Raw genomic sequence first — 16,393 nt, forward strand, 5'->3', positions numbered from 1 at the left:
GTCGAACTGCCGGTGCGCCGCCCCGGACGGCCGGGCTGACGCCCTGGGCAGCGGGTCCCTGAGCCGGTGCGCCGCCCCGGACTGCCGGTGCGCCGCCCCGGACTGCCGGTGCGCCGCCCCGGACGGCCGGGCTGACGCCCTGGGCAGCGGGTCCCTGAGCCGGGGCAGCAGGCCGAGGTCCTCACGGTAGCGGAGCATGCGGGGCGAGGTGCCGAGCCGCCTGGCGGCCTCCGAGATACGCATGGACACTGATTCTAACAATTTCCTGTCAAAAACACGCGCCATCAAGTGCGAGAACCACCCACGCTCACGTAGCGTGTGAGCGGTACGAGCCACCACCGCCCGTTCGGTAAAAAAGAACTAAGGAGAAACCGCATGACAGCGGATCAGCTTCCGTACTGGGTTGCCGACCTCTCCCTCGCCGCCTTCGGGCGCAAGGAGATCCAGCTGGCCGAGCACGAGATGCCCGGGCTGATGGCGGTGCGCGAGGAGTACGCGCCGAGCCAGCCGCTGCGCGGCGCGCGGATCACCGGCAGCCTGCACATGACCGTCCAGACCGCCGTGCTGATCGAGACCCTGGTGGCGCTGGGCGCAAGCGTACGCTGGGCGAGCTGCAACATCTTCTCCACCCAGGACCACGCGGCGGCGGCCGTCGCGGTCGGGCCGGACGGCACCCCCGACGACCCGAAGGGCATCCCGGTCTTCGCCTGGAAGGGCGAGACGCTCGAGGAGTACTGGTGGTGCACCGAGCAGGCGCTGACCTGGCCCGGCGGCGGACCGCCGAACATGGTCCTCGACGACGGCGGCGACGCCACCCTGTTCGTCCACAAGGGGGCCGAGTACGAGCAGGCGGGCGCCGTCCCCAGCCCGAGCGAGGACGACAGCGAGGAGTGGCTGGTCATCCTCGGCCGGCTGCGCAACTCCCTGGCCGACCACCCCGGCAAGTGGACCGCGGCGGCGCAGACCATCAAGGGCGTCACCGAGGAGACCACGACCGGCGTGCACCGGCTGTATGAGATGGCCAAGGCCGGCACGCTCAGGTTCCCTGCGATCAACGTCAACGACTCGGTGACCAAGTCCAAGTTCGACAACAAGTACGGCTGCAGGCACAGCCTCGTGGACGGCATCAACCGCGGCACCGACGTGCTGATCGGCGGCAAGGTGGCGCTGGTCTGCGGCTACGGCGACGTGGGCAAGGGCTGCGCGGAGAGCCTGCGCGGCCAGGGAGCGCGGGTGATCATCACCGAGATCGACCCCATCTGCGCGCTGCAGGCGGCGATGGACGGCTACCAGGTCACCACGCTGGAGGACATCCTCCCGCAGGTGGACATCTTCGTCACCGCCACAGGCAACAAGGACATCATCACCGCTGACCAGATGTCCCGGATGAAGCACCAGGCGATCGTGGGCAACATCGGTCACTTCGACAACGAGATCGACATGGCCGGCCTGGCCGCGATCCCGGGGATCAAGAAGATCAACGTCAAGCCGCAGGTCGACGAGTGGATGTTCCCCGACGGGCACACGATCATCGTGCTGTCCGAGGGACGCCTGCTGAACCTCGGCAACGCGACCGGGCACCCGAGCTTCGTGATGAGCAACAGCTTCACCAACCAGGTGATGGCGCAGATCGAGATCTTCACCAAGACCGACCAGTACCCGCTCGGCGTGTACACGCTGCCCAAGCACCTGGACGAGAAGGTCGCCCGGCTGCACCTGGACGCACTCGGCGTGAAGCTGACCGCGCTGTCCAAGGAGCAGGCGGACTACATCGGCGTGCCGGTGGAGGGCCCGTACAAGCCGGACCACTACCGGTACTGAGTCTCGCCCGATGATCGGCGGGTTCTCACCGGACGAATACATCGCCGACCCCGGCCTCGCTGAGGTCGGGGATCGGCGTATCCAGTATTCCGAACGGTCCATGCCGCTCCTGACGGCCCTGGCTCGCCGTTTCAGTGTGGAGCGGCCATTCGACGGGATGGCGGTGGCGGCCTGCCTGCACGTGACGCCGGAGACGGCGGTGCTGGTCCGGCTGCTGCGTGCCGCCGGGGCCCGGGTGACGCTGGCGGCGTCCAATCCGCTGTCCACCCAGGACGACATCGCCGCCGCGCTGGCGGCCACCGACGGTGTCGCGGTGTTCGCCCGCGCCGGTGTGGACCGGCGCACTTATTACGAGCACATCGCGCTCGCGCTCGGCGCCGACGGGGCGCAAGGGCCGGACCTGGTCATCGACGACGGCGGTGACCTGGTCAGCACGCTGCTTGCCCCCGGGGGGACGACCCCCCCGGTGACCCCCCCGCATGGGGGGACTGCCCGTCCCCCCATTCCCCCCGGGGCCCGTCCCCCCAAATTCCCGCTCGGCGGGTGCGAGGGGACGACCACCGGCGTGCTGCGCCTGCGCCGGATGGCGGCCGAGGGCGCGCTGGCGTTCCCCATGATCGCGGCAAGCGACACGCCGGCCAAGCGGCTCGTGGACAACACGCACGGCACGGGGCAGTCCGTCATCGACGGGCTGCTGCGCGCGAGCGGGGTCCTGCTGGCCGGGAAGACCGTGGTGGTCGCCGGGTTCGGCACGTGCGGGGTCGGGATCGCCGAGTGCGCCCGCGGCCTCGGGGCCCGGGTGCTGATCACCGAGGTGGACCCGGTGCGGGCGCTAGACGCGGTGCTGCGCGGGTTTGGCGTGCTCACGCTGGCCGACGCGGCGCCGCTCGGCGAGGTGTTCATCACGGCGACCGGCTCGGCGGAGGTGATCACCGGCGAGCACATGGCGGCGATGCGGGACGGCGCGATTCTCGCCAACGCCGGGCACTTCGACGTCGAGATCGACGTGCGGGGGCTGCACGACCTGGCGGTCGCCGTGCACCCCGACGTGCGCCCGCACACCGACGCGTTCGAACTCCCCGACGGCCGCCGCCTGCTCCTGCTGGCCGAAGGCCGCGTCGTCAACCTCGTCGCCGCCGACGGGCACCCACCCGAGGTAATGGACCTGGCGTTCGGCATCGAGGCGCTCGCCCTCGCCTGGCTGGCGGGCAACGCGGAGAAGCTGGCCCCCGACGTGCACCCCGTCCCGCCGGACATCGACGCCGAGGCCGCCCGGCTGGTGCTCGCCGCGCTCGGCGCCGAGATCGACTCGCTCACCGCCGCCCAGCGCGCCTACCTCGCCTCCTGGCGGCTCGGCTCCTGACGCGCGCGAGGCACGTCGGCGTCCCACCGCTGTCGCGGTGCCGCGGCTAAGCGCGCGCGCTAATCGGCGGCCCCCACGAGGAGCGGCTGATCCGGTGGAGTCGGCACGGTCCGTTCTGGATGATGGATCTTCGTCAGCGCCAGCCAGGCGAGCAGCGCAAGCGGGTAGACGAAGTAGCCGAACCGGGTCGTCGGGTCCAGCACGAACATGACCGTGTAGCCGACCGTGAGCCGCCAGGCCGCATCCCGCGCGTCGCGCGGCGGTCGCAGGAGAATCCACGCCGCGAACGCCGCGGCGGCCAGGACCATCAGCGTGATCGCGGTCCAGTGGCCGATCGGGCCGAGTTCGGCGATGAGATGGCCGGGCAGCGGGCTCGCCGCGGGGGTCTTGTGCTTGGTAAGCCCGAGCGGGTAGTCGAAGAGGTTCTGCTTAACGGCCTTGACGGCATCCGGCGTGGCCAGCGCCTCGGGTGCCGCAAGCGCCGTGAGGATGCCCGTCGCTGCTACCGCGGTCGCGGTGAACCTGGTGGCGATGCGCGGCGAGTACCGGACCCAGGCCATGACCGCGAGCACGGGGACGGCCGCCCACGCCGTCGTCTTCATCGCGCAGGCGATGGCGAGCACCGCGCCAGCCCAGACCAGCTTGCCGCGGGTGGCCAGCGCGAGCGTCAGGCCGAGCAGCGCGATGACCGGCGGGTCGGTGACGCCCAGCGCCAGCTGGAAGGCGATCAGCGGGGAGGCGACCGCGAAGGCGGTAAGCCAGGCGGCCTGGCGGCGGCAGCTCGCGCAGCCGCGCAGCCGGTGCGGGGACATGACCGCGAACGCCACGGCGAGCACCGCGATCGTGGTCACCGAGACCCAGATCCGGGGGTCGCCGAGCACGCCGGTCAGGCCCGCCGACCGCGGCAGGCCGAACACCTCCATGACCGGCAGGTACGGGTTGTAGGACTTCCAGTCCTGCAGCTGGCTCGGCGGCAGGTACGGTGTGCCGTACTTGAGCAGGTGCTGGGCCGACTGGCCGATGACCAGCACCTCGGCGGTGGCGGGCACCCGGGTCACCAGCCAGAGCAGGGGCGCGACCAGCGCGCCGCCCACCGCCACGGCGAGCGGCAGCAGCCAGCCCTCGCCGAACCAGAGCAGCATGGCCGTGACCGCGTAGCCACCGAAAGCCCAGACGGCCCAGTCACGGTCGGCATGGCCGGTGAAGACCGCCATCGCCAGCGCGTAGATCGTGAAGGCGCCAAACCACACCGCTACTACGCGGCGCCCGGGCCACACGTCGTGTGCCTGCCCCGCTGCCTGGGCGCCATGAGCCCCTGCCACGCACACAGTATCCATGGTAGAGAACTGTAAAGTCACGGACGGCCGGCGCGCATCGGCCGGGGTGCGTAGTCCCCGCGGGGGACGTCCGTCCGGCTCAGGGCAGCTTCCAGTTCACGGGCTCGGCGTTCTGGCGCCGCAGCAGCTGGTTCGCCCGGCTGAACGGACGCGTGCCGAAAAACCCGTTGTGCGCGGACATCGGGCTCGGGTGCGCGGACTCGATGCGCGGGACGTCGCCGAGCACAGGGACCAGGCCGCGGGCGTCCCGCCCCCACAGGATGGCCACCAGCGGCCGGCCTCGCCCGGCCAGCGCCCGGATGGCCTGCTCGGTGACTTCCTCCCAGCCCTTGCCGCGGTGCGAGCCCGGCCGGCCCGGCTCGACGGTCAGCACCCGGTTGAGCAGGAGCACGCCGCGTTCGGCCCACGGGGTGAGGTCGCCGGTGGCGGGAGTGGGGTAGCCGAGGTCCGCCGAGTACTCGTGGAATATGTTCACCAGGCTGCCCGGCAGCCTGATGACCTGCGGGTCTACCGAGAAGGCGAGCCCGACCGCGTGGCCTGGCGTCGGGTACGGATCCTGGCCGACGATCAGCACCTTGACGTCGTCGAACGGCTGCTTGAAGGCGCGCAGCACGTTGTCGCCGGACGGCAGGTACCTCTTGCCTGCCGCGATCTGCTCGCGCAGGAAGTCGCCCATTGCCGCGATCTGGTCCTTAACCGGGTCAAGGGCGGCGGCCCAGCCTGCCTCGACCATGGTGGCCAACTGCTGCGGCATGGGGCGAACTCTAGTGCTCAACGTGGCGCGCGGGGCGTGCATTACGCTGGTAAACGGGCTCCTGGGTAGTGCGGAGCTGATAAAAAGGGGTAACCTGCGCATGCTGGGCGCAGGATGTGCGCAGGCGTCACCGTCTGTCGCCGTGGGTGCTCTGCTTGGAGCCAGATACATGGAACGATGGGGCCCATGAAAGGACGTGTGCTAGTCGTCGACGACGACGCGGCGCTCGCGGAGATGCTCGGCATCGTGCTCCGCGGTGAGGGGTTTGAGCCGACCTTCGTGGCCGACGGAGACAAGGCGATGGAGGTCTTCCGTGACACACGGCCGGACCTGGTCCTGCTCGACCTGATGCTGCCCGGTTCGGACGGGATCGACGTGTGCCGCCAGATCAGGGGCGAGTCGGGCGTGCCGATCGTCATGCTGACGGCGAAGACCGACACGGTCGACGTGGTCCTCGGGCTGGAGTCCGGCGCGGACGACTACATCCTCAAGCCGTTCAAGTCCAAGGAGCTCGTCGCCAGGATCAGGGCGCGGCTGCGCCGGACGGACGAGCCCGCGCCGGAGATGCTGCAGATCGGGGACGTGTCCATCGACGTCGCCGGCCACTCGGTGAAGCGGAACGGCGAGACGCTCAGCCTCACGCCGCTGGAGTTCGACCTGCTGGTCGCGCTCGCCCGCAAGCCCAGGCAGGTGTTCACCCGCGAGGTGCTGCTCGAGCAGGTCTGGGGTTACCGGCACGCCGCGGACACCCGGCTGGTGAACGTGCACGTGCAGCGGCTCCGGGCCAAGATCGAGCGGGACCCTGAGCACCCGGAGATCGTTGTCACCGTCCGCGGCGTCGGCTACAAGGCGGGACCCGGTTGATTTATTGATGGAGCGGGCTGCGGTTAACCCCGACCCGGTCGGCGCGCCGGCAGTGTCGGTCCGAGCGCCGGCCACGGGATCACCCGTGCCGCCTCCGACGCCAGAGCAGGCCCCGCTTCCGCCGCTGGCGCCGCCGCGTGACGTGCGCGAGGCGTGGGAGATGGCGCTGCGCCGCAAGAGGCTGGTGCGCTGGGTGGTCAGCTGGCTGCCGCACCGGCTGACCATCGGCATCCGCGGCGCGCTGCGGTTGGAGCACTCGGTCACCACCAAGGTCAGGCACCGCTGGCACCGCAGCCTGCAGCTGCGGGTGGTCGGCAGCACCGTGGTGATCTCCGCGACGGTGATCGCCGTGCTCGGGTTCTTCCTCACCTATCAGATCAACGACGGCCTGGTGGTCGACGCAGAGAGCACCGCGCGTATCCAGACGCTGGCCGCGCTGAACAACGCCCAGTCGCTGTCCGGCTGGAACGACAGGCCGAACGCGCAGAGCGCGTGGCAGTTCATGTCGCAAGCCGGCCAGGCGCTGCAGCCGGTGAGCAGCAGCGGCACCCCTCCGCCTTACTACGTCGTGGTCGGGCTGAACGCCGACCTGGATGGGCCGGGCAAGGGGATCCCGGCGGGGTTCCCGTCGTGGGCGACCATCATTTCCCTGCCTGCGTCGCTGCCATCCGCTCTTCTCGCCGACGTCCAGCAGGAGCAGTCGGCGGACCAGCTCGACGGCAACGCGGACAGCCTGCTGTACTTCGCCCCCGCCATGCTCACGTTCAACGGCGGGGCGCAGAACGGGCCCGCCATCGCGTACGGCACACCGCTTGGCAACTGGTACCAGCTTTACCTGGTTTTCCCGCTCACCCAGCAGCAGCAGACGCTGCAGCTGGTGCAGACCGCGCTGATCGGCGTGGGCATCGCGCTCGTCCTGCTGCTCGCGGCCATCGCCTCGCTGGTCACGCGGTGGGTCGTGCTGCCCGTCCGGCACGCGGCGCGGGCCGCGCAGCGGCTGTCCGCCGGGCAGCTGGAGGAGCGCATGGCGGTCGGCGGCGCCGACGACCTCGCCGCGCTCGCCACGTCGTTCAACGACATGGCCGGGAGCCTGCAGGAGAAGCTGCGCGAGCTTGAGGACCTGTCGAAGGCGCAGCGGCAGTTCGTCTCGGACGTGTCGCACGAGCTGCGCACCCCGATGACGACGATCAGGATGGCCGCGGAGGTCCTGTTCGAGTCCAGGGAACAGCTCGACGCCGCCGCCGGCCGCTCGGCCGAGCTGCTGCAGAGCCAGACGGAACGGTTCGAGATGCTGCTGTCTGACCTGCTCGAGATCAGCAGGCACGACGCCAACGTGGCCACGCTGGACGCCGAGCCCGCGGACGTGTGCGACATAGTGCGCCGGTCGGCCGACGACGCGCAGCAGCTCGCGGAGCGGCGCCGCTGCCGCATCGAGTTCCGGCTCCCCGCTCAGGCGTGCGTCGCCGAGGTGGACCGGCGCCGGGTCGAGCGGATCCTGCGGAACCTGCTGGTGAACGCGGTGGAGCACGGGGAGGGCAAGGACGTCGTGGTCACCGTGGCCGGCGACAGCGACGCGGTGGCCGTCGCCGTGCGCGACCACGGCGTCGGGCTCGGTCCAGGCGAGGAACAGCTCGTCTTCGACCGGTTCTGGCGGGCGGACCCGGCCCGGGCCAGGAACACCGGCGGCACCGGTCTCGGGCTCGCGATCGCCCTCGAAGACGCCCGCCTGCACGGGGGCTGGCTGCAGGCGTGGGGCGAGCGTGGCCGGGGTTCGGTGTTCCGGCTGACCGTGCCGAGGGTGGCCGGGCAGCCCATCGCGGGCTCGCCGCTGCCGCTCGGCCCTGACGAGGCCGAGGCGCTCACGAGTGTCCTTGAGGCCGACCTGGCCGGAGGTCCGCGTGCTTAGGCCGCTGCGGCAGGCGGCCCTCGGACTGCTCCTGGTCGCGTCGGTCGCCGGCTGCGTGTCGATGCCGAACGGCGGGCCCGTGCAGTCCTACCCGGTCACGCAGGGCCCCGGCGGGAAGAGCCAGCCGTACAACCTGCAGATCATCGCGCAGCCGCCGGTCAACGGCTGGAGTCCGCAGCAGGTCGTCCAGGGGTTCCTCGCCGCGTCCGCGAGCTTCGGCGACGAGCTGAAGACGGCGCGCGAATACCTGACGACATCGGGCCTTCGCGGCTGGCAGGACCCGGCCTGGTCGGCCTGCGTGTTCAGCGGCGCGCCGGGCGTCGGCAGCCCGGTGTACTCCGCGACCGGCCCGAAGGACACGGCCCAGGTCACGGTCAACGGCAACGTGCAGGCGAGCCTGAACGGCGGCAACGGCGGCTACGCGGTCCCCACGTCCCCCACCTGCGTGTCGCCATTTCCCTTCAGCCTTGTCAAGGTAAACGGCCAGTGGCGGATCTCGAGCGCGCCGTCACAGCTGCTGCTGACCAGCGACGCGTTCCAGCGTGACTACCAGCCGCGGAACCTGTACTTCTTCGACCCCGCCAAGCGCACCCTGGTGCCCGACCCCGTCTACGTGCCACTGCAGGCCACCCAGACCGACCTGCTGAACGAGCTGGTGGACGACCTGATCCGGCCGCCGGCGGACTGGCTCACCAGCCGTGCCACCGTGACCGCCTTCCCCGCCGGGACCACCCGGGTGGGCGACGTCACGCTGACCGGCGGGACGGCGGCCGTCAACCTCGGCGGCGCCATCGCCAAGGCCACGGTGCCGGTGCGGCAGCGGGTGTCCGCGCAGCTGGTGTGGACGCTGTCCGGGTCCGGCCAGGGCGGGTCGCCGGTCCAGTCGGTCGAGCTCTACGTGGACGGCAAGGCGTGGATTCCGCCGGGGACGACACCGCAGAGCCCCGTGCAGAACGCGGCCTCGGTCTCCTACAACCCGGCCCTCGGGGCGAGCAGCGTGTTCTATTACCTGGACGGCGCGTACCTCATCAAGCGCGACGGCACGGGTGGTAAACCGGTGCCGGTCGCGCGCGTCGGCACTGGGTACTCCCAGATCGCGGTCTCCCCGGACGGCAAGTACGTCGCCGCCCTGCGCAACGGCATGCTGTTCAGCGGGCCAATTCGCGGCCCGCTGACGAAGCGGGCAGGCACCGGATACCTGACGATCAGCTGGGACGACCACGATAACGTCTGGGCGACGACGAACGCCGCGATCCTCATGCTGCACGGCAGCGCCGGCCCGGGACAGCAGCCGGTCGCTGTGGACGTGCGCAACCCCGGCGGCAGCGTCAATCCCGGGCCGTTCAGCGCGCTGCAGGTCGCGCCCGACGGCGTCCGGGTGGCTGTCATCGTCGGCGGCTTCCAGCTCAACTTCGGCGCGATCGTCTTCCCGCAAGGTGCGGGCGCCAGTCAGCAGGCCGTCAAGATCGAGCTCTCGCCGTTCTACGTCGAGGGCCCGGGCAACCCCGCGTTCCAGACGGTGAGCTGGTACGGGCCTGACAACGTGATCACGCTCAGCACGCCCGGCCCGGTGCTGACCGAGTACCCGGTCAACGGCGGCAGTTCCACGTCGATCTCGACGCAGGCGAACATCGAGTCGATCACCGCCAGCTCCGGCAACGCGCTGATCGCGGGGGTGGCCAAGGACGCCATGATGGCCGACTCCAGCCTCACCGGCGCCTGGACGGACATCATCGGAACCGGCGGTTCCCCCGCCTACCCGGGCTGAGCGTGCACGGAGTGACGCTTTACAACAAATGTCCCCCCTGACAATTCGTGCTGGGCGAGCTAGCGTTCATGCATGGCACTCGCCCGGGTCCGTGGTTGCGCTGGGACGGCTCCATCCGTAGCGGGAGAGTTTCCCGTAACTGGAGGTTCCACCCGGCAAGCCGATGCCAGCCGCAGGCGAAACGGCCCACGTAAGGCGACTTCTCGTCGACCGATCACGGTGCGGCTTAGAGGTAAGTCCTGCCTCGACGGGGAATACCGAGTTCCCCGCCCGGGAGAAGGGCAGTAGTGGCCATGGAAGGCCGCGAACCCCTCAGCAGGCGGATGTGGGGGCGAAGACCAGGTCGGCCGGGCGGGTGCCCACTACCGGTCAATCCCAGCCAGTAGGGGGATCGAGATGGACATCACCTTCAAGGGCAGGCACACCAGCGTCCCGGAACGTTTCCGCAGGCACGCGACCGAGAAGCTGGCCAAGCTCGAGAAGCTCGATCAGAGGGCGATCCGGATCGACGTGGAGGTGTCGACCGAACGCAACCCGCGGCAGTCTGACCGCAGTGAACGGGTGGAGCTCACGATCAGATCGCGCGGGCCGGCGATCCGCGCCGAGGCGGCGGCGGACGACCGGTACGCGGCGCTCGACCTCGCGTTCGCCAAGCTCGAGGGGCGGCTGCGCCGCTCGTGCGAGCGGCGCAAGGCCCGCCGCGCCGACCTGACCGTGCGGTCTACCGACGCGGTGACGGCGGTGGCGGCCGCCTCGCGCGGCCCGGCGGAGGTCGCGGTCGGCCTCGTCGCCGGCGCGCCCCCGCTCGACGAGGCGCCGGTCCTGGCCATCACCCGCGGTCGCCGGGGCAGGATGAACGGGCGGCCGCGCCCGGAGACCGTCGTGCCGCTCCCCGCGATGCCGGAGGAGGTCGCCTACCTGGACCGCGACGACGTCGCCGACGCCGAGGCGCCGGCGTCCGGGCTGGTGCCTATCCAGATGGAAGGCGACGGCCCGCTGGTCGTCAGGGAGAAGGTCCACGTCTCGCTGCCGATGACCATCGACCAGGCGCTGCTTGAGATGGAGCTCGTCGGCCACGATTTCTACCTCTTTCACGACAGTGAATGTGACCGGTTCAGCGTGGTCTACCGTCGACGCGGCTACGATTACGGCGTCATCCGGCTGATCGAGGAATAGGCCTATCCTGTGCGTGAGCGGCGAACGCAGCGGAAGGAGCGGCCGTGACCGATCGGCCAATGACGATCCCCGGCGACGCGCCGCCTGGCGCCGATCCGATCCGGGTGCTGATCGCGGATGACCACGCGCTGTTCCGCCGCGGGCTCGAGATGGTCCTCGCCGAGGAGGACGGAATCGAGCTCGTCGGACAGGCCTCCGACGGCGCCGAGGCGGTGCAGCTCGCCGGCGAGGCGGTGCCTGACGTGGTGCTGATGGACATCCGGATGCCGAAGACCTCGGGCATCGAGGCGGCCAGGCTGGTGAAGGAGGTCGCGCCGAGCGCCAAGATCGTCATGCTGACGATCAGCGACGAGGAGGAGGACCTCTTCGAGGCGATCCGGGCCGGCGCGAGCGGCTACCTGCTCAAGGACATCCCGCTTGACGAGGTGGCCGACGCGGTCCGGTCGGTATACGACGGGCAGTCGCTGATTAACCCGTCGATGGCCGGCAAGCTGCTCACCGAGTTCGCCACGCTCGCCAGGCGGGACGCCGAGGAGGAGCCGACCAAGCACGTGGCCGCGCCGAAACTCACCGAGCGCGAGATGGAGGTGCTCCGGCTCGTGGCGCGCGGGATGAACAACCGCGACATCGCCAAGGAGCTGTTCATCTCGGAGAACACGGTGAAGAACCACGTGCGGAACATCCTGGAAAAGCTGCAGATCCATTCCCGGATGGAGGCCGTGATGATCGCGGTGCGGGAGAAGCTGATCGAGATCAGCTGAACCCTTCGGCCTGCAACGCGGACAGGAGCGGCTGGGCGAGGGCAGCCGGCGAGGTTCGTTCGGCGCGAATGCTGTCGCAGCCGACCCACGAGGCGGCCTCGGCGAGCGCCCGGGCCATCGGTGCGGCGGCGGCCGGCCTGTCCAGCATCACGTGCTGGGCGACCAGCGTGGTGCCGCGGCGCGCCGGGTCCACCCGGCCGACGATCCGCCCGCCCGCCAGCAGCGGCATCGTGTAGTAGCCGTGCACGCGCTTCTCCTTGGGCACGTACGCCTCGAGCGCGTGGTGGAAGCCGAACATCCGCAGCGTGCGCTTCCTGTCCCAGATCAGCGAGTCGAACGGGGACAGCAGGGTGGTGCGGTGCGTGCCGCGGCCGCCCGCGTCAAGCCAGGCGAGCGCGGCCGGGTCGGCCCAGGCCGGCACTGGGCGCTTGCCGCCCGCGATCGTCACCGGGGCCAGCCCTGCCGTCACGGCGGCCTTGCCGACCCGCTCCGCGGTGGCCGCGTTGGGGCCGCTCCGGCTCAGCCGCTGGTATTCGGTGATGTCCGCGTGCGTGGCCACGCCGAGGGCGCGGACGGTGCTCGCGACGAGGTAGCTCAGGCAGTCCTCGTCGCTTGGCTCGTTGTCGAGCAGCGCCACGGGGATGACGCGTTCCGGCAGGTCGTAGACGCGCCGCCACCCGGTCCGCCGCACGCACACCGCCTGCCCGGTGTCGAGCAGCCACTCGGCCGCGATCTTCACCTCCGACCAGTCCCACCACGGCCCGCCCGCCTTGGCGCCGCCAAGCTGGGTGGCGGTCAGCGGCCCGTCACGCTTCAGCCGCGCGAGGACCTCATCGCAGGCCCGCTGCGACACCTGGTGCCAGCGCTGGCCCCGCTCCCGGATCCGGCGCCTGCGCGCGGCGTAGTACGGCCAGTCCGCGAGCGGCAGGACGCACGCGGCGTGCGCCCAGTACTCGAACGCCGTCGGCTTCGCCGGGTGCCAGTAGGCCCGCTCCACCTGCTCCCTGCCGACCGGCCCGAGCCGCGCGTACGCCACAAGCTCGTGCGACCGCGCCAGGACGCTGATCGTATCGAGCTGCACCGCCGCGACCCGCCGCAGCATCCCGGCGACCCCGCCACGCCGCCCGTCCGCGCCAAGGAAACCCTGGGCATGCAAGGTCATCCGCCGTACGTCGTCTGGGGCCAGCGCACGGTTTGCAGGCGGGACATCACCGCGCGCCCGCACGGTCCGAACGGACGCGCCATTCTCTCCCACGCCCCCGACTCTAGCGAGGGGGTCTGACATTCTGCGCCCGTCCGCGGGATCCCCGGGGCAGGTGCGGCGTCAACCCGCAGCCGGGGGTCCGGGGGGCGTGGTCCCCCGGGGCAAGTGCGGCGTCAAGCCGCAGCCGGGGGGTTCCGGGGGGTCGTCCCCCCGGGCTAGCAGGGGCAGGTGCGGCGTGAAGCCGCAGCCGGGGGGTCCAGGGGGGCGTGATCCCCCGGGGCAAGTGCGGCGTCAAGCCGCAGCCGGGGGGGTTCCGGGGGGTCGTCCCCCCGGGAATCTCAGTACCAGTCTTCGCTAAACGTCTTGGCGAAAAGCGTCATGATGCAGCCGATGACCGCGATCCCCGCGCCGAGCCAGAACGCCCACCAGGTGGGGTGTGGCACCATGGCGATCCCGCCGATGACGAACCCGACGATGATAACCGTGACCGCGACCCAGGACATGGGCTTGCCGTGGTAAGTCACTTCCGCCGTGCTGTGCGCGACCGTCCCCCTGGGACCCGTGCCCTCCACGGTGCCTGTTGCCTGCTCGGCCACGACTCCTCCTCCAGGGCCCGCGCTGCTTATGCTGGGATGGCAAGAAAATACCCCATCGGTGCCGGGGGCGCGGTGGCCGGCCCCGTCAAAGACCTTCTGCCGCGGACTCGGCAACGCGTTCGCGTCTCGCCTACGATGACTTGCGAGGCGTGTTCAGCCCATCCGATCCGCAAGGAGCACGACGAGAAGTGCCTGTCATCATAGATAGCATCCTTCGCGCGGGCGAAGGTAAGATCCTGCGTCACCTCAAGCGGATCAGCCAGCAGATCAACTCGGTCGAAGACGAGTTCGTCGACATGAGCGACGCCGACCTACGCACGATAACGGACGAGCTGCGGCAGCGCTACGCGGACGGGGAGACGCTCGACGACCTGCTCCCCGAGGCGTTCGCGGCCGTCCGCGAGGCGGCCCGGCGCACGCTCGGTCAGCGGCCGTTCGACGTCCAGCTGATGGGCGCGGCGGCCCTGCACTTGGGCAACATCGCCGAGATGAAGACCGGCGAGGGCAAGACGCTCACGGCCGTCTTCGCCTCCTACCTGAACGCGCTGGCCGGCAAGGGCGTGCATGTCGTCACCACGAACGACTACCTGGCCAAGCGCGACTCGGAGTGGATGGGCCGCGTGCACCGCCTCCTCGGCCTTGAGGTCGGGGTCATCCTGTCGGAGATGGCGCCCGCGGACCGCAAACGCGCGTACCTGGCGGACATCACGTACGGGACGAACAACGAGTTCGGCTTCGACTACCTGCGCGACAACATGGCGTGGTCGCTGGAGGAGTGCGTCCAGCGCGGCCATCACTACGCCATCGTCGACGAGGTGGACTCCATCCTCATCGACGAGGCGCGGACCCCGCTGATCATCAGCGGGCCCGCCGAGCAGAACTCCCGGTGGTACACCGAGTTCGCCAAGATCGCGCCCCGGCTGCGCCGCGGCGAGGACGGCGAGGGCGACTACGAGGTCGACGAGAAGAAGAAGACCATCGGGATCCTAGAGTCAGGCGTCGAGAAGGTCGAGGACTGGCTCGGCATCGACAACCTGTACGACCCGGTCAACACGCCGCTTGTCAGCTTCCTAAACAACGCGATCAAGGCCAAAGAGCTGTTCAAGCGGGACAAGGACTATGTCGTGATGAACGGCGAGGTCCTGATCGTGGACGAGTTCACCGGGCGCATGCTGCACGGCCGCCGGTACAACGAGGGCATGCACCAGTCCATCGAGGCCAAAGAAGGCGTGCAGATCAAGGACGAGAACCAGACGTTCGCCACGATCACGCTGCAGAACTACTTCCGGCTCTACGACAAGCTCGCCGGGATGACAGGTACGGCGATGACCGAGGCGAACGAGTTCATGCAGATCTACAAGCTCGGCGTGGTCCCGATTCCGACCAACATGCCGATGATCCGGGCCGATGAGACCGACGTGATCTACCAGACCGCGCAGGCGAAGTTCGAGGCGGTCGTCGAGGACATCGTCGAACGCCACGAGGAAGGGCAGCCGGTGCTCGTCGGCACCACCAGCGTGGAGAAGTCCGAGATCGTGTCGGTGCTGCTCAAGCGGCGCGGTGTGCCGCACCACGTGCTGAACGCCAAGTACCACGAGCAGGAGGCCATGATCGTCGCCCAGTCCGGGCGGCTTGGCGCGGTCACGGTCGCGACCAACATGGCCGGCCGCGGCACCGACATCATGCTCGGCGGCAACCCGGAGTTCATCGCCGACGTCGAACTGCACCAGCGCGGGCTGTCCCCCGTCGACACGCCGGAGGACTACGAGGCGGCCTGGCCGGAAGCGGTGTCCAAGGCGAAGGCGGCGGTGGCCGCCGAGCACGAGGAGGTCGTCAGGGCCGGCGGGCTCTACGTGCTCGGCACCGAACGGCACGAGTCGCGCCGCATCGACAACCAGCTTCGCGGCCGTTCCGGCCGCCAGGGTGACCCGGGCAAGAGCCGGTTCTACCTGTCGCTCGAGGACGACCTGATGCGGATGTTCAACTCCGACCGGGTCGCCGCGATCATGGACCGGCTGAACATCCCGGCCGACGTCCCGGTGGAGAACAAGGTGGTGTCCCGCGCGATCAGGTCCGCGCAGACCCAGGTCGAGCAGCAGAACTTCGAGATCCGCAAGGATGTCCTGAAGTACGACGACGTGCTGAACCGGCAGCGTCAGGTCATCTACGGTGAGCGGCACAAGGTGCTCGAGGGCGTCGACCTGCACGAGCAGATCCGCTTGATGATCGACGAGGTGGTTGCCAGCTACGCGGCCGGCGCCACGGGCGACGGGTATCCGGAAGAGTGGGACCTGGACCGGCTGTGGCGGGCGTTCAAGCAGCTCTACCCGATCTCGCTGAGCATTGACGCGGTGATCGAGGAGGCCGGGGGAGATAAGGCCGGGCTCACGGCGTCGCTCATCACCGAGGTGGCGCAGGAGGACGCGCAGCGCGCCTACGACCGGCGCGAGCAGGAGCTGACGCCGGAGCTGATGCGCGAGATCGAGCGCCGGGTAGTGCTCTCCGTGCTTGACCGCAAATGGCGGGAGCACCTGTACGAGATGGACTACCTGCGCGAGGGCATCGGCCTGCGCGCCATGGCCCAGCGCGACCCGCTGGTCGAGTACCAGCGCGAGGGCTACGACATGTTCAACGCGATGATGGACGGCATCAAGGAGGAGTCGGTAGGGAACCTCTTCAACCTCCAGTTCGAGATTCAGGAGAACCCGATCGTGGAGGAGGCCGACAGCGGTGCGCCGCCGGCGGTGTCCGTAGCCGCCGCGCCGCCTGCGCAAGCGCCTGCGGGCACGGCGGGCGTTTCCGCCGCCCGCGCCAGGCAGGCGCCCGCCGGCGCGGTTCCCGCC

The 16,393-nt window shown here is 70.1% G+C and carries 13 protein-coding genes; 8 read left to right on the forward strand and 5 right to left on the reverse strand.

Going from position 1 to position 16,393, the window contains the following annotated elements; all coding sequences use genetic code 11:
• Positions 1 to 243, reverse strand: a 243-nt coding sequence (locus tag Q1N79_RS07925; RefSeq protein WP_300606069.1) for a MerR family DNA-binding transcriptional regulator, incomplete at its 3' end; no start/stop codon positions are given.
• 132 nt (positions 244 to 375) lie between these two features.
• Here Q1N79_RS07925 and ahcY point away from each other — a divergent pair.
• Both ahcY and Q1N79_RS07935 read left to right on the forward strand, forming a co-directional pair.
• Entirely contained in the window at positions 376 to 1,821 is a 1,446-nt protein-coding gene (gene ahcY / locus Q1N79_RS07930; RefSeq protein ID WP_300606070.1) for an adenosylhomocysteinase, read from the forward strand.
• Positions 1,822 to 1,831: 10 nt separating this feature from the next.
• Complete coding sequence (locus Q1N79_RS07935; protein ID WP_300606072.1) at positions 1,832 to 3,184, forward strand: adenosylhomocysteinase; 1,353 nt, start codon at positions 1,832 to 1,834, stop codon at positions 3,182 to 3,184.
• A 59-nt stretch (positions 3,185 to 3,243) separates the two neighbouring features.
• On the opposite strand, the gene Q1N79_RS07940 is transcribed toward Q1N79_RS07935, so the two are convergent.
• Positions 3,244 to 4,506: a glycosyltransferase 87 family protein gene (locus Q1N79_RS07940; RefSeq protein WP_300606074.1), complete on the reverse strand. Its 1,263-nt coding sequence runs from the start codon at positions 4,504 to 4,506 to the stop codon at positions 3,244 to 3,246.
• A gap of 94 nt (positions 4,507 to 4,600) precedes the next feature.
• A complete protein-coding gene (locus tag Q1N79_RS07945; protein ID WP_300606076.1) occupies positions 4,601 to 5,275 on the reverse strand; it encodes a uracil-DNA glycosylase in 675 nt (224 codons plus the stop codon).
• 186 nt (positions 5,276 to 5,461) lie between these two features.
• Here Q1N79_RS07945 and mtrA point away from each other — a divergent pair, with 186 nt between their 5' ends.
• The 5 genes from mtrA to Q1N79_RS07970 all read left to right on the forward strand — a co-directional run bounded on the left by mtrA (position 5,462) and on the right by Q1N79_RS07970 (position 11,750).
• On the forward strand, positions 5,462 to 6,139 hold the full coding sequence (mtrA, locus tag Q1N79_RS07950; protein ID WP_300606078.1) for an MtrAB system response regulator MtrA: 678 nt from the start codon (positions 5,462 to 5,464) through the stop codon (positions 6,137 to 6,139).
• A gap of 85 nt (positions 6,140 to 6,224) precedes the next feature.
• A complete protein-coding gene (gene mtrB / locus Q1N79_RS07955; protein WP_300606080.1) occupies positions 6,225 to 8,045 on the forward strand; it encodes an MtrAB system histidine kinase MtrB in 1,821 nt (606 codons plus the stop codon).
• Positions 8,038 to 9,813 carry an LpqB family beta-propeller domain-containing protein gene (locus tag Q1N79_RS07960; RefSeq protein WP_300606081.1) on the forward strand — a complete coding sequence of 592 codons (1,776 nt, stop codon included), beginning with the start codon at positions 8,038 to 8,040 and terminating at the stop codon, positions 9,811 to 9,813. Before mtrB ends, Q1N79_RS07960 begins: the two co-directional genes overlap by 8 nt.
• 396 nt (positions 9,814 to 10,209) lie before the next feature.
• The gene (gene raiA / locus Q1N79_RS07965) at positions 10,210 to 10,989 is read left to right on the forward strand and encodes a ribosome-associated translation inhibitor RaiA (RefSeq protein ID WP_300606083.1); all 780 of its coding nucleotides are present in this window, start codon (positions 10,210 to 10,212) and stop codon (positions 10,987 to 10,989) included.
• 59 nt (positions 10,990 to 11,048) lie between these two features.
• Positions 11,049 to 11,750, forward strand: coding sequence for a response regulator transcription factor (locus Q1N79_RS07970; RefSeq protein ID WP_300606092.1), 702 nt, complete (start codon positions 11,049 to 11,051; stop codon positions 11,748 to 11,750).
• Here the strand turns inward: Q1N79_RS07970 and Q1N79_RS07975 are convergent.
• On the reverse strand, positions 11,743 to 12,912 hold the full coding sequence (locus tag Q1N79_RS07975) for a crosslink repair DNA glycosylase YcaQ family protein (RefSeq protein ID WP_300606086.1): 1,170 nt from the start codon (positions 12,910 to 12,912) through the stop codon (positions 11,743 to 11,745). The genes Q1N79_RS07970 and Q1N79_RS07975 overlap by 8 nt on opposite strands.
• 380 nt (positions 12,913 to 13,292) lie before the next feature.
• Complete coding sequence (locus Q1N79_RS07980) at positions 13,293 to 13,550, reverse strand: HGxxPAAW family protein (protein WP_300606088.1); 258 nt, start codon at positions 13,548 to 13,550, stop codon at positions 13,293 to 13,295.
• 188 nt (positions 13,551 to 13,738) lie between these two features.
• Between Q1N79_RS07980 and secA the strand changes: the two genes are divergently transcribed.
• Positions 13,739 to 16,393, forward strand: a 2,655-nt coding sequence (secA, locus tag Q1N79_RS07985; RefSeq protein WP_300606090.1) for a preprotein translocase subunit SecA, incomplete at its 3' end; no start/stop codon positions are given.

This window comes from Trebonia sp. (genome assembly GCF_030042015.1).
Taxonomy (GTDB): Bacteria; Actinomycetota; Actinomycetes; order Streptosporangiales; family Streptosporangiaceae; genus Trebonia.

Bases quoted from the DNA above. Each gene is read 5' to 3' on its own strand.
- mtrA (WP_300606078.1), top strand. From the start codon at position 5,462: ATGAAAGGACGTGTGCTAGTCGTCGACGACGACGCGGCGCTCGCGGAG.
- Q1N79_RS07945 (WP_300606076.1), bottom strand. From the start codon at position 5,275: ATGCCGCAGCAGTTGGCCACCATGGTCGAGGCAGGCTGGGCCGCCGCC.
- Q1N79_RS07970 (WP_300606092.1), top strand. From the start codon at position 11,049: ATGACGATCCCCGGCGACGCGCCGCCTGGCGCCGATCCGATCCGGGTG.
- Q1N79_RS07975 (WP_300606086.1), bottom strand. From the start codon at position 12,912: ATGACCTTGCATGCCCAGGGTTTCCTTGGCGCGGACGGGCGGCGTGGC.
- raiA (WP_300606083.1), top strand. From the start codon at position 10,210: ATGGACATCACCTTCAAGGGCAGGCACACCAGCGTCCCGGAACGTTTC.
- ahcY (WP_300606070.1), top strand. From the start codon at position 376: ATGACAGCGGATCAGCTTCCGTACTGGGTTGCCGACCTCTCCCTCGCC.
- Q1N79_RS07935 (WP_300606072.1), top strand. From the start codon at position 1,832: ATGATCGGCGGGTTCTCACCGGACGAATACATCGCCGACCCCGGCCTC.